The following is a 25,166-nucleotide window of genomic DNA, read 5'->3' on the forward strand; positions in this document are numbered from 1 at the left end:
ACCGTCTGAAGGACGCCTGGAGGCTCTGAAGGACGCCTGGAGGCATGGAGGCACCATGGCTGTACGGCACCGGTTGATCAGAAGGCCCCCCGAAGCGGTGTGGGCCGTCCTCGCGGACGGATCGCGGTACGCCGACTGGGTCGTCGGCACCGACTCGTCCCGTCAGAAGGACGACAGCTGGCCCGAGGTCGGCTCCGAGATCGCGTACACCGTGCGCCTCGGCCCGTACACGGCCGAGGGCGACACCGTCGTACGCAACTGCGACCCGCCCCGGACCCTGGAACTGGAGGCCCGCAGCGGCGCCCTCGGCACCGCCAGGATCGCCATCGAGCTGCGCCCCTGGGGAGACGAGACGCTCGTCGTCCTCGACGAGCACCCGCTGCGCGGGCCCGGCGGGTTCCTGCACAACGCGGTCCTCGACGCCCTGCTGCAACTGCGCCACCGGGCCATGCTCGGCCGCCTCGCCGACGTGGTGGAGCGGACCGCCCCCGACGCGCCGCGGACCGCCGAAACCCGCACCACCGGCACACCCTGAGGGCCGACCGCACGGAGAGAGCGATGCCACGGACACCGGAACCGGCCTGGCACACCCCCGCCCTGGAGACCACCGCGCCCGACGCGGTCGTCATCGGAGCGGGCCCCAACGGGCTCGTCGCGGCGAACGTCCTCGCCGACGCGGGATGGCGCGTCGAGGTTCTGGAAGCCAACGACGAGCCCGGCGGGGCGGTCCGCAGCGACCGCGGCGTGGACGCGGGGTACGTCAGCGACGTGTTCAGCGCCTTCTACCCGCTCGCCGTCGCCTCGCCCGTGATCGCACGCCTGAACCTCCACGAGGAGGGCCTGCGCTGGAGCCACGCGCCCCGCGTCCTCGCCCATCCCCTCGGCGACGGCCGCTGCGCCGTGCTGGAGCGGGACCGGGCGGCCACGGCGGCCGGCCTCGAACGGTTCGCCCCCGGCGACGGCCTCGCCTGGGACGGTCTGTGCGACATCTGGGACCGGGTCGGCGAGGACATCCTGGGCGCCCTGTTCACCCCCTTCCCACCGCTGCGCTCCTCGGCCCGCCTGCTCGCCCGGCTGCGCGCCCCTGGAGGCCTGCACCTCGCCCGTACGCTGCTGCTGCCCGCGCGCCGCCTCGGCGAGGAGGAGTTCCACGGCGAAGGCGGCCGGCTGCTCCTGGCGGGCAACGCCCTCCACGCGGACCTCGCGCCCGAGTCCGCGGCCAGTGGCGGCTTCGGCTGGCTGATGTCCATGCTGGGCCAGACCGTCGGCTACCCGGTCCCGGTCGGCGGCTCAGGCGCCCTCACCGCCGCCCTCGTACGCCGCCTGGAGCGGCGCGGAGGGGTGCTGCACTGCGGGGAGCGGGTCGTGGAAGTCGTCGTACGCTCCGGACGGGCCGTGGCGGTCCGCACCGACGACGGGGAGACGGTGCCCGCCGACCGGGCGATCCTGGCCGACGTCGCCGCACCGGCGCTGTACGGGGAGCTCGTCGGCCCCGAGCACCTGCCCGCACGGCTCCTGGACGACCTGCGCCGCTTCCAGTGGGACTGGGCCACCTTCAAGGTCGATTGGGCCCTGTCGGGGCCCGTGCCGTGGACCGCGGAGCAGGCCGCCGGGGCGGGCACCGTGCACCTGGCCGACGGTATGGACGAGCTGACCCGCTTCGCGGCCCAGATCGCCATGGGCCGGGTGCCCGACCGGCCGTTCCTCCTCGTCGGCCAGATGACCACCGCCGACCCGGCCCGCTCGCCGGCGGGGACCGAGTCGGCCTGGGCGTACACCCACGTGCCGCACCGCGTACGCGGCGACGCGGGCGACGACGCCCTCACCGGCACCTGGGACCCGCGCGAGCAGGAGGCCATGGCCGACCGCGTCGAGACGCAGGTCGAACGGTTCGCCCCCGGCTTCCGCGCCCGGATCCGCGCGCGCCGCGTCCTCGCGCCGCCCACCCTGGAGGCCCTGGACGCCAACCTCCGCGACGGCGCCGTCAACGGCGGCACGACCGCCCTGCACCAGCAGCTCGTCTTCCGGCCCGTCCCGGGCACCGGCCGCCCCGAGACACCCGTCGAGGGCCTGTACCTCGCGTCGGCGGGAGCACACCCGGGGGGCGGCGTGCACGGCGCCCCCGGCGCGAACGCCGCGCGCGCCGCCCTGCGCAGCACGCGCCCGGTCCGCCGCACCCTGGCCCGCGCGCAGAGCGCCCTGGCGAGGAGGGGCCACCGCGGCGGTTTCTGAGCCGAACGACCTGCCACGGACGGCGTAAGGAGCGCATGCTGGGTGAGTGGGGTCGCGCGGCCGCCCGCCGGCCCCGTCGAGCGGCATGGAGCGGAGGTGAGGAGCCATGGCCGTCGGGGACAAGGTCCTGCTGGTGGACGACCACGAGGACAACCTGCTCGCACTGCAGTCCGCCATCGCGCCACTCGGCCACCCCATGGAACTGGCGACCAGCGGCGACGCGGCCCTCAAGGCGGTGCTGCGCGGCGGGATCGCCGTCACCGTCCTCGACGTCGTCATGCCGGTGCTGGGCGGACTGGACGTCCTGCTCTACATGCAGCGGCTCGAACACACCCGGCACATCCCGGTCATCCTCATCACCGGCTGGGGCGCCAGCGCGCAGCTGCAGCGCGACGCGCTGCGCCTGGGCGCCGCGGACCTCCTCGTCAAACCGATCGACCCGTGGGCGCTCCGCATCAAGGTGGGCTACCTCCACGGCACCAGCCGGCGCCTCTCACCGGCGTAGAGCGCCACCCGGGCCCCCGCGGGCGCTCACCCGGCCCCCGCCGCGCGGGCGCTCACCCGGCCCCGGCCGGCCCACCCGGGGACCGCTCCTCGCGGCCCGCCTCCCCGGCCGCGTCCTCGGCCCGACGGCGCGCCCGGCGCGCCTCGCGCTCGGCCTCCAGGGCCCGGTCCCGCGCCTCCCGGGCCCCGGCGGCGGCCGTGCGCCGCCGCTCCTCGGCGGCTCTCAGCTCCTCGGCGAGGGCGGCTGCCCGCCGTTCCGCCTCGTGCAGCTCCTCGGCCAGCGCGGCTGCCCGCCGTTCCGCCTCGTGCAGCCTCTCCTCCGCGCGCTCCCGGTCCTCCCGCGCCCGCCGGTGCCGCTCCTCCCGCTCCCGTGCTTCCCGCTCGGCCGCCGCGGCCTGCCGGCGGGCCTGCCCCAGCCGCGCCTGCCGCTCCAGCCCCTCGCGCCGCCGCTGTTCCTGCCGTTCCTCCCCCTGGTGCTTCCGCTTCCCCTCCCGGGCCTTGTCCCCGGTCCCGGGCGGCGGCGGAGGAGGGCGCCGCGGCCGCTCCGCCACCGCGTCCGGCGAGGCCGCCGTGAAGCCGACCGGCGCGCTCAGCGGTCTCGCCAGCCGCCCGGCCGCCCACTCCTCGGCCGCCCCCGCATCGACGAGCGCCGCGTTCAGCGTCCCTTCGACCTCGTGCAGGACGTCCTCGCCGACCGGTTGCCCCGCCTCGGCCGCCAGCTGCCCCGCCTCCCGCGCAAGCGCCCTGGCCACGAGATGGCGGCGGTGGCCGAGCTCCCGCAGCCGCTCCCCGTCCAGCTCGTGGTGCGCCCGCCGCAGGGCCTCGCCGAGGGCGACGAGCGACCGTGTCTCCTCCGGCCGTTCCCGTACGAGCAGATTGCCGGCCCACGCGGCCAGGGTCGGTTTGCGCAGGGCCCTGATCCGGTCCGCGAGGGCCTGGTCGCCGGCCTTGCGGGCTTCGGCGGCCCGCGCGTTCCGGGCCGCGGTGAAGCGGTCGGGCCGCAGCCCGTAGAGCTCGTCGGCGACGCTGTCCAGATCCCGCATAGGACCACTGTGGCCGTCCGCGCCGGGTTTCTCCTCCCGGGAGCGTGGCAGTCGTAGCACGCGGGAGCCGGGCCCCTCCCGAGCGGACCGGACCGCCGCCGGGTCAAGGGATGGTATACGAAACGTAATGCCGCGGAGCGGCAAACGACCCGGGCGAAGACCCCGGGGAAAGGACGGGGAAACTCCGGCCGTCACGCAGGGTACGCACGTATGGCGACGGCCCGCACGGCCGTCTTGGTGCCGGCCGTGCGGGCCGCGGGGGAGGGCGCACCCGGGCATTCCGTCCCGCCCGTTCGCCCCTCACGCGTAGGACCGAAGAAGTACGGAGGCGGGATCAGAAAGCGAAGACACTGTCGCTTTCGGTCTCCATCACGCAGGAATTGGGGAATGTGCGGGTGTAGTCCACGCGTCGGCCTTCCCAGACGCCTTGCGCGGTGACGACCACCGGGTCGTAGATCTTGATGCAGGGGCGCTGCTCGTCTCCGCCGAGCTGGTCGAACCGGCCCTGCGCCGCACGCAGTTCCTCGCACGCCCGCTTCGGTGCCGGGTGCGTGCCGCCGGGGGTGGGGGCGCAGGTCAGCGTGGTCGCCCGCAGGGGCGTCGAGGACGCGACGTCCTCGCCCTGCCCGATGGTGAGGACGAGCGCGCTCGGGGCGTAGAGCCGCTGCCCGGCCTCGGCGGACTCCGCGGCCTCCGCAGCGGTCAGCGGGGCGACGGCGGCCACAGTGGCCAGGCCGCATATGAGGGCGCGCTTTACCAGCGTCCGCATGGCATGAATCCTCTCGTTCGGTTTCCCGGATGGGTACGGTGGACACACTGCCTGGTACGGGCTGTTGACGCACATTCAGCGATGCTTTTCAGTTTTGTCTGTTATTCAAGCAGTGACGCGAAACCGCCTGCCCGGAAGCCTCCGCCGGCTCACCCGACACCTCGTCACCAGGCCCTACGGGGCCGCCCGATACGGTTCAAAAGTTCACGATGCGTAGAACCCTGCGGACCGGCGCCGGGTCAACACGGCTGAAACGTAACGGCAACATGGCTCAGGGTGGCGCTGGAACCGGCTTTCATCTGAAGGTAATGTTCAGGCAAAGTCGGCGACGTCGCAGTGGGGCACGCTCGCATGGACACCGCACCACGGTGTCGCGCCCCCCGACGCAGCCGCGGAGACCCCGCGGCCCGCCGGCCCCGTCCATGACCCGACCACACCGCGCCCCAGGCCACGGCCCGGCGCGCAGGAGGCAGGCCAGATGTACCACCCGAAAGCCGCTGTTCCTGAACGGGCGACCGCCCACCGGACGTACCCACAAGGGGAGTTCGGGTCGCCGTGAGGCGCTCGGCCCCCTGTCCCGGCCCGCTCGGCTTCCTCGCCGTCCGACGTCCGCTGCCCGCCGCCGTTGTCGGCGGACCGCAACGCTAGGAACACACCCTCATGTTCACCGCTTTCAAAGACCCGTCCGTATTGCGCCGCGACTTCCTCGCGTCGCTCGTCGTCTTCCTCGTAGCCGTGCCCCTGTGCGTGGGCATCGCGGTCGCCTCCGGCGTACCGGCCGAACTGGGCCTGATCACCGGCATCGTCGGCGGGCTCGTCGTCGGCGCGCTGCCCGGCAGCTCCCTTCAGGTGAGCGGCCCCGCCGCTGGCCTGACGGTCCTCGTCTTCGAGGCCGTGCAGGAGTTCGGCGTCGGCGCGCTCGGCGCCATCGTCCTCATATCGGGGCTGCTCCAACTCGCCCTCGGAGCCCTGCGGTTCGGCCGCTGGTTCCGGGCCATCTCCGTCGCCGTCGTCCAAGGCATGCTCGCGGGCATCGGCCTCGTCATCGTGCTGGGCCAGGTGTACGCGATGGCCGACACCACCCAGCCCTCCGGTGGTCTCGGCAAGCTTGCCGGACTGCCCTCGCTGGCCGCCTCCGTCGCCTCCGGAGGCACCGCGCTCACCGCGTTCCTCCTCGGCGCGGGCACCGTCGCCGTCCTCGTCCTGTGGCCGCGGCTGCCCGCGCGGGTCCGGGTGGTGCCCGGCCCGCTGGTCGCGGTGGGCTTGGCCACGGCCGTGGTCGCGCTGTTCGAGCTGCCCGTCGCCAAGGTCGAGGTGCAGGGGTTGCTGGAAGCCGTCCAGCCGCCCGGCCTCGGCGACTTCAGCGACCTCGCCGGAGTGGCGGCGATCGGGACCATCCTCGCCTTCACCCTGATCGCCTCCGCCGAGAGCCTGTTCAGCGCGGCCGCGGTGGACCGCATGCACGACGGTCCGCGCACCGACTACGACAAGGAGCTCATGGCGCAGGGTGTCGGCAACACGATCTGCGGGGCGCTCGGCGCCCTGCCGATGACCGCCGTGATCGTACGCAGCGCCGCCAACGTGCAGGCGGGCGCCCGCACATCGCTCTCCCGCTTCCTGCACGGGCTGTGGCTGCTGCTGTTCGCGGCCCTGCTGCCCGCGACGATCGGCGCCATCCCGCTCGCCGCGCTCGCCGGCATCCTGGTTCACGCGGGCTGCAAGCTCGTACCGGTCAAGGATCTCGGCCCGCTGTGGCGTGAACACCGGGGCGAGGCCGTCATCCTCGGCGTCACCGCCCTCGCCATCCTGTTCACCAACCTCTTCGAAGGGGTGATGCTCGGGCTGCTGCTCGCCGTGTGCAAGACCGCGTGGGAGACCTCCCACCTCCACGTCGAGACCCGGGAGCTCACCGGGGGCCGGCTCGTGGTCGCCATCACCGGCAACGCCACCTTCCTGCGGCTGCCGAAGATCCTGGAGCAGCTGGAGGGCCTGCCCCAGGACCGGCCCATCGAGCTGGACCTGTCCGGGGTGCGCCACCTCGACCACGCGTGCCGGGTCGCCCTGGAGAACTGGGCGCTGCGCCACAACGACGCCGACACCGAGCCGGTCCGCCTGCTCCACCCGGCCCCGGTGGGCCCGGGGGCCCTTGCGGCTCCCGCGGATCCGGCGGGTCAGCCCTCGGCCGTGTCGAGGGCGTAGCCGACGACGGACCAGGGCGTCAGCCGGTCCTTCTTGACCAGCCCGACGGCCTGGTCCGGCTCGTGCCCGACGGCCTGCCCTGAAGGCTGTCGTTCCGTGGGCTGCCCCACGGGCTGCGCGGCGGCCTGCGCCGCGGTCCCGGTGCCGAGCAGCGCACCGGCGACCGCGGCCACGGCGGCGGCGCGGAGATTCACGGTGCGGGCGGTACGGGCGGCGCCGGCGATACGTGCGGCACCGGCGGCACCGGCGGTGACGGTGGCACCGGTCGTGCGGGCGGAACGGAGATTCACGGTTCCCCTCTCGACTTCGTCAGTCCTCAGTCCTCGGTCCTGCCGAAGATCAACGACCGGGAGCCCCGCAGGTGTCGTGACGCGGGCCGCGGAGAGGGGGATCTCCGCCTGTTGACCAAAAGGTCCGAAAGGAGTTTTATGGGATAAAGGGCAGATAAAGTCTTCCATAGGAGGCAGGCCCGCAATGACCACTCATCCGAGCATCGAGCAACACCCCGATCTGGCCGAGATGCGCTCCCGGTTCGAGCGTGCGACCAGCAACCCCCGTAGCCAGGCGGTCGAGACGCTGGGCCTTCTCACAGGTGTCTACCTGGCCGCCTCGCCCTGGATCGCCGGGTTCAGCGGCCTCACCGCTCTCGCCGTGACCAACTTGATCACCGGTATCGCCTACGTGCTGTGCATGGGCGGGTTCACCTCGGCGTACGAGCGGACCCACGCCATGGCCTGGTGCGCCTGCGCCATCGGCGCATGGACGATCGTCTCCCCGTGGGTCGTCGCCGGCAACGTCGACACGACCCGCAGTGTGGTCAACAACATCATCGTCGGCGTCGTGGCTCTGCTGCTCGGCGCGGCCATGGCCGCAGCCGCCAAGAGCGAAGCCCGCTCCGGACGCACCCGCGTCCGCGGAGGCCCCGGCCCGACCATGGAGTGAGGAACGGTACGGAACGAGGAGCTGACACGCTCGACATGAGGTGACGCGCGCACCGACGCGCCCCCCGTACGGCCCCGACGCCACCGACGGCGCCGGGGCCGCCGCATGCCAGGACCCCCGGCACCGGCCCCGCGCACCGACCACACGAACACGTAACACGGGACAGGTGTGCGACGACCCCGGCGCGGGGATGGCCGTGATCATGACATCGACTTCTGCTCCGGCCCGCCCGGGGCCCGGCCACCGCCCCGCCCGGCAACTCCTCGCGGCCTCCGTCGGCAACGCCGTCGAGTGGTACGACTGGTACGCCTACACCTTCCTGGCCACGTACATCGCCGGCCAGATATTCCCCAAAGGGGCCGAGACCTCCCTCGTCCCCCTCCTCGCCACCTTCGCCGTCTTCGCCGTGGGCTTCTTCATGCGCCCCGTCGGCGGCCTCCTCATGGGCGCCGTCGCCGACCGGCACGGCAGACGCGCCGCCCTGACCGTCACCATCCTGCTCATGGGCGGCAGCAGCCTGCTCGTCGGGCTCACCCCGACGTACGCGACGGCCGGCCTCACCGCCCCCGTGATCCTCGTCGCCGCTCGGCTGCTCCAGGGACTGTCGGTGGGCGGCGAGTTCGCCGCCTCCACCACCTTCCTCGTCGAGTCGGCCGGCCCGGGCCGCCGCGGACTGTTCTCCAGCTTCCAGTACGTCTCGACGACCGTCGGCCAGCTCGCCGCCTCCGGCATCGCGGCCGTTCTGGTCGGCACCCTCAGCGCCGGCGCGATGGAGAGCTGGGGCTGGCGCGTCCCCTTCCTCCTCGGTGCGGCCCTCAGCCTGGTCGGGTTCTGGATCCGGCGCGGTGCGCACGAGACGCTCACCCCCGCCGACGGCGAGGGCGGCCGCCCCCGCCCCGGCCTGTTCGACGCCCTGCGCCACCACCCGCGCGCGTCCCTGCTGATCTGCGGCATCACGGCCGGCGGCACCATCGCGTACTACACGTGGACCTCGTACCTCCCCACGTACGCCGAGCTCAACGCCGGTGTCGCCAAGGCCGACGCGCTGCTCGCGGGCACCCTCGCCCTCGGCTTCTTCGCGCTGCTGCAGCCGCTCGGCGGCCTGCTGTCCGACCGGTACGGCCGCAAACCGCTGCTGCTCTTCTTCGGCGTCGGCTTCGCGGTCCTCAGCGTGCCGCTCCTGCGCTCCATCAGCGGCTTCGGCACGCTCCTGCTGGTCCAGTGCGCGGGCATGGTGCTCCTGACCGGCTTCACGTCGATCTCGGCGGCCGTCAACGCCGAGATCTTCCCGGCCCGGGTGCGGGCGGCCGGCATCGGCTTCCCGTACTCCCTCACCGTCGCGCTCTTCGGCGGGACGGCCCCCTATGTGGGCACCCTCTTCAAGGACCTCGACCGCCCCGGGCTGTTCCCCTGGTACGTCTCCGCCCTCTGCCTGCTGTCCGCACTCGTCTACCTGCGGCTGCCGGAGAGCGCCCACAAGGAGCTGGAACGATGAACCCCGCCTGCTCCGGACCCGACCCCTACGTCGCGTCGTGCCGCAACGGCGTCAGCTGTTCGATGTCGTACCGCGCCCGCAACGCCGCGATCGCGTCGTGGTCCGGCGGGCCGCCCTGGTCCAGGATCTCCAGCAGCTCCTCGAAGTAGCGTTCGTGGTCCGGCGGCGGCGACGCCTGGAAGAACATCTTGGCCGGGGTGTCCGTGCGGTTGGCGAACGCGTGCGGGCAGCCCGGTGGCACCACGATGACCGTGCCCGGCGTGGCCCGCACCGTCCGCTTCCCGGACGCCGACTCCCAGTGCCGCCAGTCGTCCGGCGTGCGTACGCGCGGCTCGAACGCCAGGACGTCCAGTTCTCCCTCCAGTACGTAGAAGAGCTCCTCGCTCCGTGTGTGGAGGTGGGCCCCCACGTCGAAGCCCGGCGGCACCACCACCTCGAAGCTGGACGCCGCCCGCGAGTGCTCGCCCGTCACCTTGAACGTCACCTGCTGGGCGGGCGTACGCAGCGTCCTGCCGTGCCCCGTCGGCACCAGCAGCCCGTCGGGCGCGCCGGCGAGCAGGGCCGCCGGCGTCCCGTGGTGCGCGGTCACCAGGTCACCGGGAGGGACTCGGGTCCACGGATCAGCGCGCCCCGGCGGAACCGGAGCCGATCCACCGGGACCGCGAACCGGAGTCCGGGGAAACGATCCGCCAGGGCGTCGACGAGCAGCTCCGACTCCAGCCGCGCCAGCATGGCGCCGACGCAGTAGTGCGGCCCGTACCCGAACGCCACATGGGGGTTGGGGCTCCGGTCGAAATCGATCGTCTCCGGGTCGGCGAACACGTCCGGGTCCCGGTTGGCCGCCAGGTACGACACGTAGACCGGCTCACCCGCCCGGATGCGTACGCCGGCGACCGTCACGTCCTCCAGCGCGATCCGGGACAGGCCGACGGCGCTGCGGTGCGGGATGTAGCGCAGCAGCTCGTCGATGGCGCGCGGGCGGATCCCCGGTTCGGCGCGCAGCCGGGCGAGGTGCTCGGGGTGCGTGAGCAGGATGAAGACCATGTTGCCGACGTTGTTGGTGACCGCCTCCCCGCCGATCTGGATCAGCAGCGCCAGCCCCACCGCCTCCGAGGCGGTGATCTCGCCCGCCTCGACCGCCGCCCCCAGCAGGCCGATGACGTCCTCGCCGCCGCCCGCACCCCGCTCGCGCAGCACCTCCGCGAAGTACGCGCACATCTCGTCCTTGGCCCGCTGGCTGCGCTGGGCACCCTTGGCCGAGGACAGGATCAGCGACGTCCACTCGTGCATCTGCGGCCGGTCGGCCTGGGGCACGCCCATCAGCTCGCAGACCACGGCCAGCGGGAACGGTTCCAGCAGCCGCTCGGTGAAGTCCGCCGGCGGCCCGTCCCGCAGCACCTCCTCGACGAGCTCGTCGAGGCTCTCCCGGGCCCGTTCCCGGACCCGCTCCACACCGCGCGTGGTGAACGCCGGCGCCACCGCCCGGCGCAGCCGGGTGTGGTCGGGCGGGTCCTCGAAGCCGACCGCCCCGTCGACGGGGATGAAGTGCGGGGCGAGCCGGGTGACGTTGTGCTGGGCCACCAGCTTGCGACTGAAGCGCGGATCGTTGGTCACCATCCGCACGTCGTCGTAGCGCGTCACCAGCCAGGCCCAGCCGTCGCCGTTGGGCAGCTTGATCCGGGTGACCGGCCCCTCCCGCATCAGCTCGGCGAGCACCGGGTCGAAGTCGACCCCGAACAGGTCGAGCGCGGGCCAGGGGCGTACGGGCGGCAGCGTGGCCGTGTCGGCCGTGTCGGCCGTGTCAGCCGTTTCGGCCGTGGTGGCCGTGGTCGTCTCATCCAGCACGGTGCGAATCCTCTGTTGAAGACGCGGTCGGGAACGGTGTCCGGGGCCCGGTCAGCGTTGATCGGAGATGGTCCAGCGGCCGAGGGACATCTCGGCCGTGATGCCGGGGCCGAACCCGGCCAGCAGGCCGCGCGCCTCATGCTCCGCGCTGCCCTCGTCGAACAGCCGGCGCAGCGCGTCCAGGACGACGGCGCTGGCGATGTTGCCGTACTCGGTCAGCGTCGCCCGGCTGAAGCGGAACGCCTCCGGCTCCACCCCCAGGAACTTGCTGAGGTCGTCCAGGATGCGTGGCCCGCCCGCGTGGATGATGTAGAAGTCCAGGTCGGACGCGTCCCAACCGTGCTGCCCCGCCAGCTCCTTAAGCGCCGGAGCCAGTGGTTCCATGGTGCCCGGCACCCGCTTGTCCAGCTTGAAGTGGAACCCGGTGTCCTTGATGTCGTAGGCGATCCACTCCTCCGTCTGCGGCACCAGGTACGAGCCGTTGCGCTCCAGCGAGATCCCGGTCCCGCCGCGCCCGCGCATCACCGCCGCGGCGAGGCCGTCGCCGAAGAGCCCGTTGGACAGCAGGTTGCCGACCTCCAGGTCGGTGGGCTGGTAGCACAGCGAGCAGAACTCGCAGGCCACGATGAGGGCGTTGGCCTCGGGGTAGGCGGTGCAGAAGTCGTGGGCGCGGTTGATCGCCGCGCCGCCGGCGGCACAGCCCAGCTGTGCGATGGGCACCTGACGGGTGTCGGATCGGAAACCCATGGTGTTGATGAGCCAGGCCGTCAGGGACGGCATCATGAAGCCGGTGCAGGAGACGTAGATGATCACGTCGATGTCCTGGGCACGCAGCTCGGCGTCTTCGAGAGCCTGGCGGATGACGGCGGGCACACGGGCCTTCGACTCCGCCTCGTACACGGCGTTGCGGGCCTCGAAACCGGGGTGCTTGAGCGTCTCCTCGATCGGTCGCAGGAGATGCCGTTTACGTACGCCGGTGTTCTCCATCAGTCGCAGCGCCAGCGCCAGCTGCGGGTGGTCCGCGTGGATGGAGCGCGCCAGATCGAGTGTCTGCTGCATGGTGATCACATGCTCGGGGACCGCCACCGCAGGTCTGCACAACGTGGCCATGACGTAAGCCCTTTCGTCGCGTTTGCTCAAAGGATCACGGACCCGCGGCGAGGGCGCGCGTCGAGGAATTCCGGCCCCGTTGAGCCGATCCGGTGAGCGCGGCCCTCCCCGGGACCGGTGAACCGCCGCCGAGGCCCGGGGTGCCCGGCGGCCGTTTCCCCTCCCGGCGGACCCGCTCATGGGCCGCATCACGGCGTCAGGCCCCGCCGCACCGGCGGCCGTGGCGCACGGCACGGAGAAGTGGCGTGCGCGGCGCGCGCAACAACAGCGACGGCGTGGCGTGCCCACGTCTCACCCGTGCGGCCGAGCACGGCATGCCCCGGCCGAGGGCGTCGGCGCAGCATGAGGGAATGCCGCACCACCTCCGCATCGTCCACGGCCGCCCGACCGCCACCGAGCTCGCGGCGCTCACCGCCGTGCTGACCGCACTCGCCTCCCGGTACGCCACCGAGCACACGGCAGCCGGACCCACGGCCGCCCGGCGCAGGGCCGAGTGGGACCGCGGCTGGCGGGCGCACCCCTCGCCCGGATCGTGGCGCGCCCGGTTGGGCGCGGCCGTCCACCACCGCCGGCGATGAGCGACGGCGACGCCCTGCGGCTGCTGCTCACCTCCGACACCCACGTGCCCAAACGCGCCCGGCAGCTGCCCGCCGAGCTGCTCGACGCCGTCGACCGGGCCGATGTGGTGCTGCACGCGGGGGACTGGGTGGACGCCGCCACACTCGACCTGCTCGAGAGCCGCGCCCGGCGCCTGATCGCCGTGTACGGCAACAACGACGGCCCCGACCTGCGCGCCCGCCTTCCCGAGGTGGCCCACGCCGACCTCGGCGGCCTGCGCTTCGCCGTCGTCCACGACACCGGCCCGGCCCAGGGCCGCGAACGGCGCTGTGAGGAGCGGTTCCCCGGCCTCGACGTCCTCGTCTTCGGACACAGCCACATCCCGTGGGACACCACGGCCCCGGGCGGCCTGCGGCTGCTCAACCCGGGCTCCCCGACGGACCGGCGCCGCCAGCCGTACCGCACGTACATGACGGCCCTGGTGACCGGCGGCCGCCTCACCGAGGCCGAGCTTCACCGCCTGGGTTAGTCCGGCGCGAGCCGAGGAACACGGAGACCATGAACGAGCGGAAGCACACGCCCGAGACGGCGACGGAAGAGGTCCTGCACGAGTTCGAGGAGGCCGAACTCGACATCGACGAGGAGAAGCGGGACCGCAGGGGGAAGAACGGCGAGGCGGCCGACACCCTGACCCCGAGCCCCACGGCCCAGGAGTCGGTGCGCCGCGAGAAGGACCGCGAGAGGTAGGCCCCCTGCGGCCGCACAGCGGCGGACCGCTTTGCCATACATCCCCGGGCGGCGGCCGCGCGCGACCTGCTCCTCCGGCACGCGCACATCCGCCCACCCCCACCAGGTGGCGGTGCTCCAGCGGCGGATGCCGGTGGCGGCGGACGACCGCGTCACGCGGTGAGGCCGACGAGCTTTCCCACCTTGCGGCCCTCCTCCAGGTCCCGGTGGGCGGTGGGTATCTCGTCGAGGGAGTAGGCGTGGACGGGCCCGAGCCCGATCCCGCCGGTGGCGATGCGGTCGAGATACCCCTGCAGGACGGCGGCGGGCAGGTCGGCGGCGTCGCCGGAGTAGGCGGCCAGCCGCACCCCTGTGGGCAGGTAGGCGATCGGATAGAAGTCGCGCACGGTCCACTGGTTGGACAGCATCCCGGTGAAGCACACCGTGCCGTGGACGCGGGTGGCCGCCAGCGTGTCCGGCAGGGTGGGGGTGCCGACCAGTTCGAGGGCGGCGTCCACACCGGCGGGGACGAGCGCGCGTACCCGGTCGGCGACCATGCCGTCGTCCACCACGGCGTGATCGACACCGTGGGCGGTGAGGGCCGCGGTGCGCCCGGCATCGCGGGTCGTGGCCAGGACGGTGGCGCCCATGTCCTTCGCCAGGGCCGTCGCGGCCAGGCCCAGGGCCGAGGTTCCACCGCGGATCAGCAGCGTCGGGCCGGGCTTCAGATCCAGGCCCACCGTGAGGGAGCCGTAGGCGGTCTGGAGGGTCTCGGGGACGGCGCCGAGGGTCTCCCAGGGGAGGTCCGAGGCGAACGGGATCACCTGGGAGCGCGGCACCACGGTGTACTCGGCGTAGCCGCCGTCGAAGGTGCGGCCCATGCCGCCCATCATGGCGGCGACCCGCTGCCCCGGCCCGGGCCCGTCCAGCACGACGGCCCTCATGGTCGCGTTGACGGTCGTGCGCATGACGCCTCCTCAGGAAGCGTGCCAGGCGCGGCAATCGACCTGCCGCCACGTACGGCGATCAGGCTACGGGCTCACATGCCGTCAACCTAAGCTGTCAAGATCGCGGTAGCGACGGATGGCGGAGACGGGCGGAAACGGACGGAGGCGGACCGGTGGGAGAGGGCGGGAACGCGTTGTACGTGAGGTTCCAGGGAACGATCCGCAGCCAACGGGGCCACTACCCGGGCGTGTTCGCGCTGGCCAACGGGCTCGCCAGGGACGGCCGGCTCTCCGAGGAGGAGTACCGGTTCTGGCGGGCGGGCAACGACTGGTACGACGCCGCCTACCCCGACCCCTCCGCCACCGACCCCGGCGTCTACGACCAGGACGTGAACCCCGGTGCCGTCGCGTGGTTCAAGACCACGGCCGTGCACCTCATCGACCGGGTGACCGGTTACCTGGACCTCCTGGCGGCCCACGGAGTGGCATGCGAGCGCGTGGAGTCGTCGTCCCCGGGGCGGATCGTCTACGAGGACGACGTACAGGTCGTGGTCGTCCCGTGGGGGACGGAGCCGCCGCACCGGTCCGCCGCCGGAATACCCGCGGAGTGACGCGGTTGTAAGACAGCATGACCACCGACACGACGCACGACACGGACCGCTCGTTCCTCTTCGTCCTCGGCAGCTCCCGCCCGGACGGCAACACCGCGATCCTCGCGAGAGCCGCCGCCGAGCAACTGCCGCACGGCACGCCCCAGCGCTGGGTGGACCTGTCCCGACTGCCGCTGCCCGACTTCCAGGACGGACGGCACGAGACCGCCGGCTGGTCGACCGGAGAGACCGAGGAGATGCTGCGGCAGGCCACGCTGGAGGCCACCGACATCGTCATCGCCTCGCCCCTGTACTGGTACACCCTCTCCGCGCACACCAAGCGGTACCTGGACTACTGGTCGGGCTGGCTGGTGGCGCCCGGCTCGGACTTCAAGGAGCGGATGGCCGGCCGGACCCTGTGGGGAGTGACGGTCATGGCGCACCGGGAGGAGGTCGTCGCCGACGGCCTGGTGACCAGCCTCCACAACTCGGCCGCGTACATGGGGATGCGGTTCGGAGGGGTGCTGTTCGGCAACGGTTCCCGGCCCGGACAGGTGCGGAACGACGAGCGGGCGCTGATACGCGCCAAGACCTTCTTCCAGCGTGAGGCCCCGCTCGCCCGGTTCCCCTACGAGGAGGAGGCCGGGGAGCGGTAGCCTCGCGCTGGAGCCCTGGGTGACGGTGCGTCAGGACGCGGTGCAGCCGCCGAGGACCGGGGCCGAGGTGTTGCCGTTGGTCATGACGGTGAAGCCGAAGCTGGTCGAGGCTCCGGCCGCCAGGCTGCCGTTGCCGTTCGGCCTCATCGTCATGACGTTGCCGCTGGCGTCCCAACTGGGGGTGCCGTTCCAGGTGGCGGAGACCTTCTGCGGCGGCGTCACCGTGACCGTGGTGGTCCAGCCGGTGATCGGCGCGGCGCCCGCGGTCACGGTCACCTGGCCGTTGAAGCCACCGTTCCACTGCGCTGTCCTGGTGTACGACACGGAGCAGGTGGCGCCGCCCCCGCCGCCTCCGCCGCTGCCTCCGAGCGCGGCCAGCACGGCGTGGTACGCGGGCTTCTTGGCGTAGTTGCCGTCGAAGAGCAGCGGCGTGCCGCTGCTGCGCCAGGAGTACTTGTCGGTGACGCCCCAGACGGTGATGCCGGTGCAGCGCGAGACGGCCAGGCACGCCTTGACGACGTTGCCGTAACTCGTGGCCTGGGCGGTACCCGAACCCTCGATGTCGAGCTCCGTGATCTGGACGTCGACGCCGAGGTCGGCGAAGCGCTGGAGGTTGGCCTGGTAGTCGGCGGGCACCGGCGACGCGCTGTTGAAGTGCGACTGGAAGCCCACGCAGTCGATCGGTACGCCACGCGCCTTGAAGTCCCTGACCATGGCGTAGACCGCGTTGCTCTTCGCGTTGACGCCGTCGGTGTTGTAGTCGTTGTAGCAGAGCTTGGCGCCGGGGTCGGCGGCACGGGCCGTGCGGAAGGCCTCCTCGATGTACCCGTTGCCGAGTTTGTCCTGGAAGGGCGAGCTCCGCCGGGCGCCGCTGCTGCCGTCCTGGAACGCCTCGTTGACCACGTCCCAGGCGACGACCTTGCCCTTGTAGTGCTGCATGACGCGGGTGATGTGGTTGTTCATCGCCGACCGCAGGTCGGCGGTGCCCAGACCGCCGACCCAACCGGGCAGTTGCGAGTGCCACACCAGGGTGTGGCCGCGGACCGTCATGCCCCTGCCCAGGGCGTGGTTGACGATCCGGTCGGCCGAGGTGAACGTGAACGAGTTGCGGGTGCCCTCCAGGGCGTCCCACTTCATCTCGTTCTCGGGCGTGACCGAGTTGAACTCGGTGTTGAGTGTGGAGACGTACGGCGCTTCTCCCAGGTACTGCGCCGACACGGCGGTCCCGAAGTAGCGGCCCTTGGCGGACGCCGCCGATGCGAGGGTGCTCGCGGCCTCGGCCGTGCCGGACAGAGCGGTCACGCCCGCCGCGGCGAGCAGGAAGGCCGTACCGGCGGTGAGTAGGCGGCGCGCCCGGAACCGCCGGCCCGGACGTGCGGGCACCGACGCGGATGCGGATGCGGGTGCGGATGCGGGTGCGGATAAGGGGGTCGAGGCGGGTTCGGGGCTCACGGAGGTACGCATGACCATGTCGTGGTCCTCTTCTGGCGGTGCCGGACGACCGGAGGAGCGTCCGGACGGCTGATGGGTCGGCTGCCGTTCGTCGACAGACATGCCGGGCAGGGCGCCCCGCCGAATGGCGCGTGCGTCGGCATGCACTCCCTGCTTCGAAGCAGTGTTCCTGCCAGGATGGCCGCTTCGAAACTTTCGGAACTTCTTCCGAAGGTTGGCCAGACCATACGGCCGCCGCTCCGGGCGGTCAACCGCCGGGACGAGAGCGCCTCGCCTCAGGCCGAGGCCCCCCGGGGCGTCGGCGGCGCGGTGCTCTTGCGCACCACCAGCTTGGTGGCCAGCTCCATGCGCAGCGCGGCCTTTCCGGGGTCGCGCGGACGCAGCAGCATCTGGGCCGCCTCCTCGGCCATCTGCCGCAGCGGCTGATGGACCGTCGTCAGGGCAGGACTCGACCACTGGGCGAGCGGGACGTCGTCGTACCCGACGACCGACAGGTCTCCTGGGACGCTCAGGCCCTTCAGGCGTGCCGCCTCCAGCACCCCCAGCGCCTGGAGATCGCTGCCGGCGAAGATCGCGGTGGGCCGGTCCGGCCCGTCGAGCAACTCCATGGCGTGCGAGAAGCCGCCTTGGACGTGGAAGTCGCCGAACCGCACGTGGCGCGGGTCGACCGCCAGGCCGGCCACCGTCATGGCGGAGCGGAAGCCGTCGAGCCGCGCGAGCGAGCACATCATGTCCTCGGGCCCGGTGATGATGGCGATGCGCTCGTGCCCCTGGTCGATGAGGTGGCGGGTCGCGGCCATGCCACCCGACCAGTTGGCGGAGCCGACGGAGGGCACGTCCGGCTCGGGATCCCCGGCCGGATCGATGATGACGAACGGGATCGCACGGGACCTGAGCTGCTTCTTGACGGCGTCGGGCAAGGTCGAGAAGACGAGCACGACGCCGAGCGGGCGGCGCCGCAGGACCCCCTCGACCCAGTCGGGCCCGGGGGAGTGGCGGGTGCCGCTCTCGGTGAGGACGACTCCGGCGTTGTGCTGCTTCGCGACGTTCTCGACCCCGCGGATGAGCTCCATCGCCCAGACGCTCTCCAGCTCGTGGAAGACCAGCTCGATCAGCGGCGCGTGGGGCGAGCCCTGCGCGCGGCGCCGGTAGCCGTGGGTGACCAGGAGCCGCTCGACCTTGGTGCGGGTCGGGAGGGAGACGTCGGATCGGCCGTTGAGGACTTTCGAAACCGTCGAGAGGGAGACACCGGCCTGCTCGGCCACCTCCGCCAGGGTCACCCGGCCGTCCGCACCGTCGTCATCACGCATGCCCGAAGGATAGGGCACCTCCCGACGGCCGTGGTCCCGCCGTCCGGTCGTCCGCTCGTACCCCGTTGACGGCTGCGGGAGGCTGCCCTACTGTCCAGGACTCGCAGCGACTTTCGCTCATACGCCGGAAACTTTCGAGAGGCTAGGCGATGAAGACACGTGCGCGCTCCCCCCGTATGCTCGCGGCCGGCGTGACCCTGGCCATGGCCCTGAGCCTCGCGGCCTGCGGGGGTGGCGCCGGCGAGGCGTCGTCCGGCGAGGGCGAGTTCCACGTCCTGGTCTACGGAGACGCCACCAACAAGGTCGAGAAGCGGCTGGTCGACGAGTTCAACAAGACGTCGAAGGTCAAGGCCGTCCTGGACACCATCCCGGGCGCCGACTACCAGCAGAAGCTGCAGACCGTCATCAGCACTCCGCAGGCCCCGGACGTCTTCTTCCACTGGGGCGGCGGCAGCATCGCACCGTACATCAAGGCCGACCTGCTGCTGCCCCTGGACGAGTTCACCAAGAACGACCCGCACCTGCTGTCCCGGTTCCTGCCGTCCGTCTTCAACACCGCCGTCATCGACGGCACGCCGTACGGCGTGCCCATGCGCGGTACGCAGCCGGTCCTGCTGTTCCACAACAAGCAGGTGCTGGCCGAGGCAGGCATCCAGCCGCCCCGCACCTGGGACGAACTGCTCGCCGCGGTGAAGGTCCTGAAGGCGCGGGGCGTCACGCCGATCGCGCTCGGCGGCGGCGACAAGTGGCCGACCCTCATGTGGTTCGAGTACCTCTACGACCGCATCGCGGGCCCCGAGCTGTTCCAGAAGGCGCTGGAGGGCGACAAGAGCGTCTGGGAGAGCGCCGACAGCAGGAAGGCCCTGCGCGCGCTCCAGGAGCTCGTCGACGCTGGCGCCTTCGGCTCCAACGCCGACTCGGTGAAGTTCACCGACGGCGGTTCCCCGGCCCTCCTGGCGAGCGGCAAGGCGGGCTTCGAGCTGATGGGCTCGTGGGCGTACGCGACCCACCAGGACGCCGACGAGGAGTTCGCCGAGAAGCACCTCGGTTACACCGCCTTCCCCGCCGTCCCGGGCGGCAAGGGCGACCAGGCCAACCTCGTCGGCAACACCAACAACTTCTACTCGGTGCTGAAGAAGACCAAGCACCCGGAGGCCGTCGCGGAGTTCCTGAAGCTGATGTACTCCGACATCTTCGTCAAGGAACAGCTCGCCGTCGGCAACCTGCCCACCACGACCAACACCGAGAAGTTCCTCGGCACCGCCGCCAACCCGGCGTACTCCCGCTACCAGTTCGACCTGGTCAAGAAGGCGCCCTCGTTCCAGCTGTCCTGGGACCAGGCCTACCCGCCGGCCGCCATCACGCCCATCCACCAGGCCGTGCAGAGCTTCCTCAACGGCCGGACCGACGCGGACGGCTTCATCAAGGCCATGCAGGCCCTCCCGACGGTCTGACGCCGAACCGACATGACCTCACAGCCCCAGACGACCCGGATGGGCCGCCCCGGCTTCGGCTGGGCGCTCCCCGCCACCGTGTTCTTCGCCCTCTTCGCGCTCGTCCCCCTCCTCATGGTCGCCGTCCTGTCCTTCACGACCTGGAACGGCCTCGGACCGCCCGAGTTCGCCGGCACGTCGAACTGGACCAGGGTCTTCCGCGACCCCGTCATGATCGAGAGCATCTGGCTCAGCCTTCTGCTCACCGCGCTCGGCGTGGCGGTCCAGACCCCGCTGAGCATCCTGCTCGGCGTCTGGGCCGCGGGACACCAGCGCAACCGCGCGGTGCTGTCGGCCGTCTACTTCGTCCCGCTGCTGCTCTCCACCACCGCCGTCTCGGTGCTGTGGCGTGCGGTGCTCGACCCGAACTTCGGGGTGCCCTCGCGGGCCACCTGGCTCTTCGGCGACGGCAACCTCTTCGGAGGGCAGGCCACCGCCATCGGCGTCCTGGCGTTCGTCTCGACCTGGCAGTTCACGCCGTTCCACACGCTGATCTACCAGGGTGCCGCCCGGGCCATCCCGCCCGTCCTCTACCAGGCCGCGCTCATCGACGGCGCAGGGCGCTACCGCCGGTTCTTCCACATCACCCTGCCCCAGCTGCGCAACGCGATGATCACCTCGGTGGTCCTCATGGTCGTCGGCGGGCTCACCACCTTCGAGACCGTCCTCATCCTGACCCAGGGCGGCCCCGGCACCGACACCACCATCAGCGCCTACTACATGTACCAAAAGGCGTTCAAGGGCTTCGACTTCGGCGCCGGATCGGCCGTCGCCCTGGTCCTCGTCGCCGCGGCGACCGTCGTCTCGCTGGTCGTGGTGCGGGCTTCCGGCTACGACAGGATGCGCAGCTCCACGGAGGGCCTCTGATGAAGCCACGACCCCACTACCTCGCGGGCGCGGGCTCGCTGCTCTGGCTGTTCCTCGTCGGCCTTCCGCTGTACGTGATGCTCACGGCCACGGTCCGCTCCCGATCCGACTACGCCCGCAACGGCCCACTGGCCCTCCCCGAGACCCTCACCCTCGACAACTACCGCAGCGCCCTCACCGGCGGCTTCGGGCAGTACTTCCTCAACACGCTCCTCGTCACCGCCGCCGTGGTCGGCCTGGTGCTGCTGCTCGTGCCGCCGCTGGCGTACGCGATCGTGCGCGGCGGCGGCCGGATCACCTCCGGCGCCTTCCGGCTCTTCCTGCTCGGCCTGGCCATCCCGGCCCAGGCCGTGATCGTCCCGATGTTCTACCTCATCAGCCAGGCCGGTCTGTACGACAACCTCATCGGCGTCGTCCTGCCCACCGCGGCGTTCTGCCTGCCGGTCTCCGCGCTCGTCCTCAGCGGCGCCATGCGGGACATCCCGCCCGAGCTGTACGAGGCCATGGCCGTGGACGGTGCCTCGCCGCGCCGGATGTTCTTCCGGCTCGTGCTGCCCCTCTCCAAGGGCGGCCTGTCCACGATCGTGGTGTTCTCCGCCCTCCAGGCGTGGAACGGCTTCCTGTTCCCGCTCGTCCTGACCCAGTCCGACTCCACCAAGCTGATCACGCTCGGTCTGTACGACTTCCAGACCGAGCACGGCGTCGACATCCCCGGACTGCTGGCCGCCGTGGTCCTGTCCATGCTGCCCGTCCTGCTCGTCTACCTGTTCGCCCGTCGCGCCCTGGTCCAGGGCCTGATGGGTGTGGGAGGAAAGTGACCACCAACCCGGCCGACACGGCCGAAGCCCAGCCGCCGTCCGCGGCCCCCGTCCCGGCCCACCTCGCCCAGGACGTCGACAGCCCCGTCCCGTCCGGCTCCGCCCAGGACGTCGACACCCGCGCCCCGTCCGGCTCCGCCCAGGACATCGACACCCGCGTCTCCGCCCTCATCTCCGCGATGACCCTCGAGGAGAAGACCGCCCAGCTCTACGGGGTATGGGTTGGGGCCTCGAACCAGGGCGGCGAAGTCGCCCCCCACCAGCACGACATGGAGGAGCCCGCCGACCTCGACGCCCTCCTGCCCGCCGGTCTCGGACAGCTCACCCGCCCCTTCGGGACCGCCCCCGTCGACCCCGCCCTCGGCGCCCTCTCCCTGATGCGCACCCAGCAGCGCATCGCCTCCGCGAACCGCTTCGGCATCCCCGCCCTCGCTCACGAGGAGTGCCTCGCCGGATTCGCCGCCTGGAAGGCCACCGCCTATCCCGTCCCCCTGTCCTGGGGGGCCACCTTCGACCCCGGCCTGATCCGCCGCATGGCCGCGGCCATCGGCGCCGACATGCGCTCCGTCGGCGTCCACCAGGGCCTCGCCCCCGTCCTCGACGTCGTACGGGACGCCCGCTGGGGCCGCGTCGAGGAGACCATCGGCGAGGACCCGTACCTCGTCGGCACGCTCGCCACCGCGTACGTCCAGGGCCTGGAGTCCGCCGGGATCGTCGCCACCCTCAAACACTTCGCCGGCTACTCCGCCTCGCGCGCCGGACGCAACCTCGCGCCCGTCGCCATGGGCCCGCGCGAGCGCGCCGACGTCGTACTCCCACCGTTCGAGATGGCCGTACGGGAGAGCGGGGCGCGCTCGGTCATGCACGCCTACACCGACACCGACGGCGTCCCCTCCGCGGCCGACGAAGCGCTGCTCACCGGGCTGCTGCGCGACACCTGGGGCTTCGACGGCACCGTCGTCGCCGACTACTTCGGCATCGCCTTCCTCAAGACCCTCCACGGGGTCGCCGGCGGCTGGGCCGACGCGGCGGCCACGGCCCTGCGCGCCGGTGTCGACGTCGAACTGCCCACCGTGAAGACCTTCGGCGCACCCCTCCGCGACGCCGTCGCCACCGGACGGGTGCCCGAGGAGCTGGTCGACCGGGCCGTGCGCCGGGTGCTCACCCAGAAGGCGCAACTGGGCCTGCTCGACGCCGACTGGAGCCCCGTTCCACCCGCGCTGGGGGGCGCCGACCTCGACGACCCGGCCGCACTGCGCGGCACGGTCGATCTCGACTCGCCCGCCAACCGGGAGCTGGCGGCGCGGATCGCCGACCAGGCGATCGTCCTCCTCACCAACGACGGCACCCTGCCGCTGACCCCGTCCCCGTCGCCGCTGACCCCGTCCCCGGCCCGGCCGCGCACCATCGCCCTCGTGGGCCCCAACGCCGACGAGCCGACGGCCGTCCTCGGCTGCTACTCCTTCCCCGTCCACGTCGGTACGCAGCACCCCGGCACCCCGGCCGGGATCGAGCTGCCCACCCTGCGCGAGGCGCTGGAGCGCGAGTTCCCCGCCGCACGGATCGTCACCGCCCGCGGCGCGGACGTCGACGGCGACGACACCTCCGGCATCGCCGAGGCCGTACGCCTCGCCCGGGACGCCGACGTCGTCGTCGCGGCGCTCGGCGACCGCGCCGGGCTCTTCGGCCGCGGCACCAGCGGCGAGGGCTGCGACGCCGACTCGCTCGCCCTGCCCGGCGTACAGCAGGCGCTCCTCGACGCCCTCCTCGACACCGGGACGCCGGTCATCACCACGCTGCTGGCCGGACGGCCGTACGCGCTGGGCCGCGCCGTGGCGGAATCGGCCGCGATCGTGCAGTCCTTCTTCCCCGGCGTGGCCGGTGCGACAGCGCTGGCGGGAGTGCTCAGCGGCCGGACCAACCCGTCGGGCCGACTGCCCGTCAGCGTCCCCCGCACACCCGGCGCCCAGCCCTCCACCTACCTCGCCGCCCGCCTGGCCCAGGCCACCGAGGTGTCCAGCATCGACCCGACCGCCGCCTTCGCCTTCGGCCACGGCCTGTCGTACACCGCCTTCTCCTGGAGCGGCCTCACGGTCGTGAACGAGGAGACCGGGACGGACGGTGAGTTCGCGCTCGCCTTCACGGTCCGCAACACGGGCGAGCGCGAGGGCACCGAGGTCGTCCAGCTGTATCTGCACGACCCGGTCGCATCGGTCGTCCAGCCGGTGCAGCGCCTCATCGGGTACGCGCGCGTACCGCTGCCGCCGGGGGAGGCGCGCCGGCTCGAGGTGACGGTCCCGGCCGACCTGGCCTCCTTCACCGGCCGCGACGGACGGCGCGTCGTCGAGCCGGGCGAGCTGGAACTGCGCCTGGCCGCCTCCAGCTCCGACCCCCGCCTGGTGGCGAGGGTCCGCCTCACCGGGGCCGCCCGGTACGTGGACCACACGCGGCGGCTCCACGCGCACATCGGTCCCGTCAGGCGAGCCCGTCCACGGGCAGGCGCATCAGCAGCACGTGATAGGGATCCCAGCGGGACATCGTGAAGTACACCTCCGCCCCGGTGGTCGCCGGGTGGAGGAACCCGCCGTAGAGGCCCGGGTGGTCCCGGCCGTCGGCGACCACCCGCCCCTCGCTCCAAGGTCCCGTCGGCTGCGGGGCGGTACGCGCCACGATCGCGGCACGGGACTCGTCCAGGTGGAGCGCCAGCCACTGGCCCAGATGCGTGTTGTACTGCACCGACAGCTCACCCACGGGACCCCGCATGACCGGTACGGCGTCGGCCTGCGCGCCCACCCGCCAGCCGGCGGCGGTCCAGTACTCGTACGCCGCCGGCTCCAGCAGGGCCGCCGCCGTGGTCCTGGCCAGATGGGCGTCGCCGAACCGGCCGTTGGGAGTGCCGAAGAGGTAGACGTGCTCGCCCCACGGGACCAGCGCCCCCATCTGGAAGGCGCTGGTACCGCCCGCGTTGTCCCAGCGTGCCGTGGAGGGCCTGGTCCAGGTGCGGCCGCCGTCGTCGGACCAGGCCATGCCCGCGTGGTTCGTCACCCACCTGCCGGGTGGCCCCCAGGACCGTACGGACATGTAGTGCACGTAGTCCCGGCCCAGCGCGCTGACCCCGGCGGTGGGAATGACCGTGACCTCGCCGACGCCGGGGTCACCGGGCAGGAAGGGTGCCGCGTGGCCGGGCCGGTCGGTCACCATGGAGTCGAGGTACATGCCGTCGTCCAGCCGGCTGTCGGTGGAGTGCGCCAGCGTGTTGAAGCGCCAGTCGGCGGTGGCGGGCCCGGCGCCCTTGCCTCCCCAGCCCTCTCCGTAGGTGTCGCCGAAGGCGACCGCCACCCGGCCGCGGCTGTCCCGCCACAGCACGCCCAGGTCGGTGGCGTGCACGGCGAACCGGTCGCGGGTCCGGTTGACGTCCCCGTCCCCCTGGCCCGCCACCAGGGCCACGACCTCAGCCCGCGGCGCCGAAGCCGGCGCCGGGGCCGCCGGCGCCTCGTGGTCCCGTGCCCGGTCGGCCGGGCGGGCGTTCCGTACCGACGCCCAGGCGGCCACCGGGATCAGCGCGAGACACACGGCGAGGGAGACACCCCACGCGGTACGCCGTCGTCGT

Annotated in this window: 25 protein-coding genes; 15 read left to right on the forward strand and 10 right to left on the reverse strand. The window is 72.5% G+C overall.

Annotated features, from left to right (window positions below; genetic code table 11):
* Positions 1–55: 55 nt before the first annotated feature.
* The 3 genes from AB0A69_RS27100 (at position 56) to AB0A69_RS27110 (ending at position 2,737) form a co-directional block, all read left to right on the forward strand.
* Complete coding sequence (locus AB0A69_RS27100) at positions 56–535, forward strand: SRPBCC family protein (RefSeq protein WP_361427296.1); 480 nt, start codon at positions 56–58, stop codon at positions 533–535.
* A gap of 23 nt (positions 536–558) precedes the next feature.
* A complete protein-coding gene (locus AB0A69_RS27105; RefSeq protein WP_361427299.1) occupies positions 559–2,232 on the forward strand; it encodes an NAD(P)/FAD-dependent oxidoreductase in 1,674 nt (557 codons plus the stop codon).
* 106 nt (positions 2,233–2,338) lie between these two features.
* Positions 2,339–2,737 carry a response regulator gene (locus AB0A69_RS27110; RefSeq protein ID WP_361427302.1) on the forward strand — a complete coding sequence of 133 codons (399 nt, stop codon included), beginning with the start codon at positions 2,339–2,341 and terminating at the stop codon, positions 2,735–2,737.
* A 52-nt stretch (positions 2,738–2,789) separates the two neighbouring features.
* Here AB0A69_RS27110 and AB0A69_RS27115 read toward each other — a convergent pair whose 3' ends face one another.
* Complete coding sequence (locus tag AB0A69_RS27115; RefSeq protein WP_361427305.1) at positions 2,790–3,779, reverse strand: hypothetical protein; 990 nt, start codon at positions 3,777–3,779, stop codon at positions 2,790–2,792.
* A 334-nt stretch (positions 3,780–4,113) separates the two neighbouring features.
* A complete protein-coding gene (locus AB0A69_RS27120; protein ID WP_361427308.1) occupies positions 4,114–4,548 on the reverse strand; it encodes a subtilase-type protease inhibitor in 435 nt (144 codons plus the stop codon).
* A gap of 660 nt (positions 4,549–5,208) precedes the next feature.
* Here AB0A69_RS27120 and AB0A69_RS27125 point away from each other — a divergent pair.
* The gene (locus AB0A69_RS27125; RefSeq protein ID WP_361427310.1) at positions 5,209–6,747 is read left to right on the forward strand and encodes a SulP family inorganic anion transporter; all 1,539 of its coding nucleotides are present in this window, start codon (positions 5,209–5,211) and stop codon (positions 6,745–6,747) included.
* On the opposite strand, the gene AB0A69_RS27130 is transcribed toward AB0A69_RS27125, so the two are convergent.
* On the reverse strand, positions 6,720–7,037 hold the full coding sequence (locus AB0A69_RS27130) for a hypothetical protein (protein WP_361427313.1): 318 nt from the start codon (positions 7,035–7,037) through the stop codon (positions 6,720–6,722). The genes AB0A69_RS27125 and AB0A69_RS27130 overlap by 28 nt on opposite strands.
* 184 nt (positions 7,038–7,221) lie before the next feature.
* Here AB0A69_RS27130 and AB0A69_RS27135 point away from each other — a divergent pair, with 184 nt between their 5' ends.
* On the forward strand, positions 7,222–7,689 hold the full coding sequence (locus tag AB0A69_RS27135) for an SPW repeat protein (RefSeq protein WP_361427316.1): 468 nt from the start codon (positions 7,222–7,224) through the stop codon (positions 7,687–7,689).
* Positions 7,690–7,891: 202 nt separating this feature from the next.
* Positions 7,892–9,184: an MFS transporter gene (locus tag AB0A69_RS27140; RefSeq protein ID WP_361427319.1), complete on the forward strand. Its 1,293-nt coding sequence runs from the start codon at positions 7,892–7,894 to the stop codon at positions 9,182–9,184.
* A 25-nt stretch (positions 9,185–9,209) separates the two neighbouring features.
* On the opposite strand, the gene AB0A69_RS27145 is transcribed toward AB0A69_RS27140, so the two are convergent.
* The 3 genes from AB0A69_RS27145 to AB0A69_RS27155 all read right to left on the reverse strand — a co-directional run bounded on the left by AB0A69_RS27145 (position 9,210) and on the right by AB0A69_RS27155 (position 12,328).
* Positions 9,210–9,773 carry a cupin domain-containing protein gene (locus tag AB0A69_RS27145; protein WP_361427322.1) on the reverse strand — a complete coding sequence of 188 codons (564 nt, stop codon included), beginning with the start codon at positions 9,771–9,773 and terminating at the stop codon, positions 9,210–9,212.
* Positions 9,770–10,957 carry a cytochrome P450 gene (locus AB0A69_RS27150; RefSeq protein ID WP_361427595.1) on the reverse strand — a complete coding sequence of 396 codons (1,188 nt, stop codon included), beginning with the start codon at positions 10,955–10,957 and terminating at the stop codon, positions 9,770–9,772. Before AB0A69_RS27150 ends, AB0A69_RS27145 begins: the two co-directional genes overlap by 4 nt.
* 123 nt (positions 10,958–11,080) lie before the next feature.
* A complete protein-coding gene (locus tag AB0A69_RS27155) occupies positions 11,081–12,328 on the reverse strand; it encodes a type III polyketide synthase (RefSeq protein ID WP_361427598.1) in 1,248 nt (415 codons plus the stop codon).
* Positions 12,329–12,489: 161 nt separating this feature from the next.
* On the opposite strand from AB0A69_RS27155, the gene AB0A69_RS27160 reads away from it, so the two are divergent.
* From AB0A69_RS27160 to AB0A69_RS27170, 3 genes are read left to right on the forward strand one after another with little or no spacing between them, the layout of a single operon-like run.
* Positions 12,490–12,717, forward strand: a complete 228-nt coding sequence (locus tag AB0A69_RS27160; protein WP_361427325.1) for an acyl-CoA carboxylase subunit epsilon — start codon at positions 12,490–12,492, stop codon at positions 12,715–12,717.
* A gap of 14 nt (positions 12,718–12,731) precedes the next feature.
* Entirely contained in the window at positions 12,732–13,226 is a 495-nt protein-coding gene (locus tag AB0A69_RS27165) for a metallophosphoesterase (protein WP_361427601.1), read from the forward strand.
* Between the two features lie 29 nt (positions 13,227–13,255).
* Positions 13,256–13,444 carry a hypothetical protein gene (locus tag AB0A69_RS27170; protein ID WP_361427328.1) on the forward strand — a complete coding sequence of 63 codons (189 nt, stop codon included), beginning with the start codon at positions 13,256–13,258 and terminating at the stop codon, positions 13,442–13,444.
* Between the two features lie 152 nt (positions 13,445–13,596).
* Here the strand turns inward: AB0A69_RS27170 and AB0A69_RS27175 are convergent, their stop codons facing one another.
* A complete protein-coding gene (locus AB0A69_RS27175; RefSeq protein ID WP_361427331.1) occupies positions 13,597–14,391 on the reverse strand; it encodes a zinc-binding dehydrogenase in 795 nt (264 codons plus the stop codon).
* 173 nt (positions 14,392–14,564) lie between these two features.
* Between AB0A69_RS27175 and AB0A69_RS27180 the strand changes: the two genes are divergently transcribed.
* Positions 14,565–14,981, forward strand: a complete 417-nt coding sequence (locus AB0A69_RS27180) for a hypothetical protein (protein WP_361427604.1) — start codon at positions 14,565–14,567, stop codon at positions 14,979–14,981.
* Between the two features lie 17 nt (positions 14,982–14,998).
* Entirely contained in the window at positions 14,999–15,616 is a 618-nt protein-coding gene (locus tag AB0A69_RS27185) for an NAD(P)H-dependent oxidoreductase (RefSeq protein WP_361427334.1), read from the forward strand.
* A gap of 30 nt (positions 15,617–15,646) precedes the next feature.
* Here the strand turns inward: AB0A69_RS27185 and AB0A69_RS27190 are convergent, their stop codons facing one another.
* Both AB0A69_RS27190 and AB0A69_RS27195 read right to left on the reverse strand, forming a co-directional pair.
* Positions 15,647–16,999: an endo-1,4-beta-xylanase gene (locus tag AB0A69_RS27190; protein WP_361427337.1), complete on the reverse strand. Its 1,353-nt coding sequence runs from the start codon at positions 16,997–16,999 to the stop codon at positions 15,647–15,649.
* A 344-nt stretch (positions 17,000–17,343) separates the two neighbouring features.
* The gene (locus tag AB0A69_RS27195; RefSeq protein ID WP_361427340.1) at positions 17,344–18,378 is read right to left on the reverse strand and encodes a LacI family DNA-binding transcriptional regulator; all 1,035 of its coding nucleotides are present in this window, start codon (positions 18,376–18,378) and stop codon (positions 17,344–17,346) included.
* Between the two features lie 149 nt (positions 18,379–18,527).
* Here AB0A69_RS27195 and AB0A69_RS27200 point away from each other — a divergent pair, with 149 nt between their 5' ends.
* The 4 genes from AB0A69_RS27200 to AB0A69_RS27215 all read left to right on the forward strand — a co-directional run bounded on the left by AB0A69_RS27200 (position 18,528) and on the right by AB0A69_RS27215 (position 24,099).
* Positions 18,528–19,832 (forward strand): extracellular solute-binding protein, encoded by a 1,305-nt coding sequence (locus AB0A69_RS27200; protein ID WP_361427343.1) that lies wholly within the window; start codon positions 18,528–18,530, stop codon positions 19,830–19,832.
* A gap of 12 nt (positions 19,833–19,844) precedes the next feature.
* Entirely contained in the window at positions 19,845–20,738 is an 894-nt protein-coding gene (locus AB0A69_RS27205) for a sugar ABC transporter permease (RefSeq protein ID WP_361427346.1), read from the forward strand.
* Positions 20,738–21,556, forward strand: a complete 819-nt coding sequence (locus tag AB0A69_RS27210; RefSeq protein WP_361427349.1) for a carbohydrate ABC transporter permease — start codon at positions 20,738–20,740, stop codon at positions 21,554–21,556. The genes AB0A69_RS27205 and AB0A69_RS27210 overlap by 1 nt, the downstream gene beginning before the upstream one ends.
* A gap of 179 nt (positions 21,557–21,735) precedes the next feature.
* Positions 21,736–24,099 (forward strand): glycoside hydrolase family 3 N-terminal domain-containing protein, encoded by a 2,364-nt coding sequence (locus AB0A69_RS27215; RefSeq protein ID WP_361427606.1) that lies wholly within the window; start codon positions 21,736–21,738, stop codon positions 24,097–24,099.
* On the opposite strand, the gene AB0A69_RS27220 is transcribed toward AB0A69_RS27215, so the two are convergent.
* Positions 24,032–25,129: a DUF4185 domain-containing protein gene (locus AB0A69_RS27220; protein WP_361427352.1), complete on the reverse strand. Its 1,098-nt coding sequence runs from the start codon at positions 25,127–25,129 to the stop codon at positions 24,032–24,034. The two genes, AB0A69_RS27215 and AB0A69_RS27220, sit on opposite strands and share 68 nt — an antisense overlap.
* Positions 25,130–25,166 lie beyond the last annotated feature (37 nt).

This window comes from Streptomyces sp. NPDC045431, assembly GCF_040646655.1.
Taxonomy (GTDB): domain Bacteria; phylum Actinomycetota; class Actinomycetes; order Streptomycetales; family Streptomycetaceae; genus Streptomyces.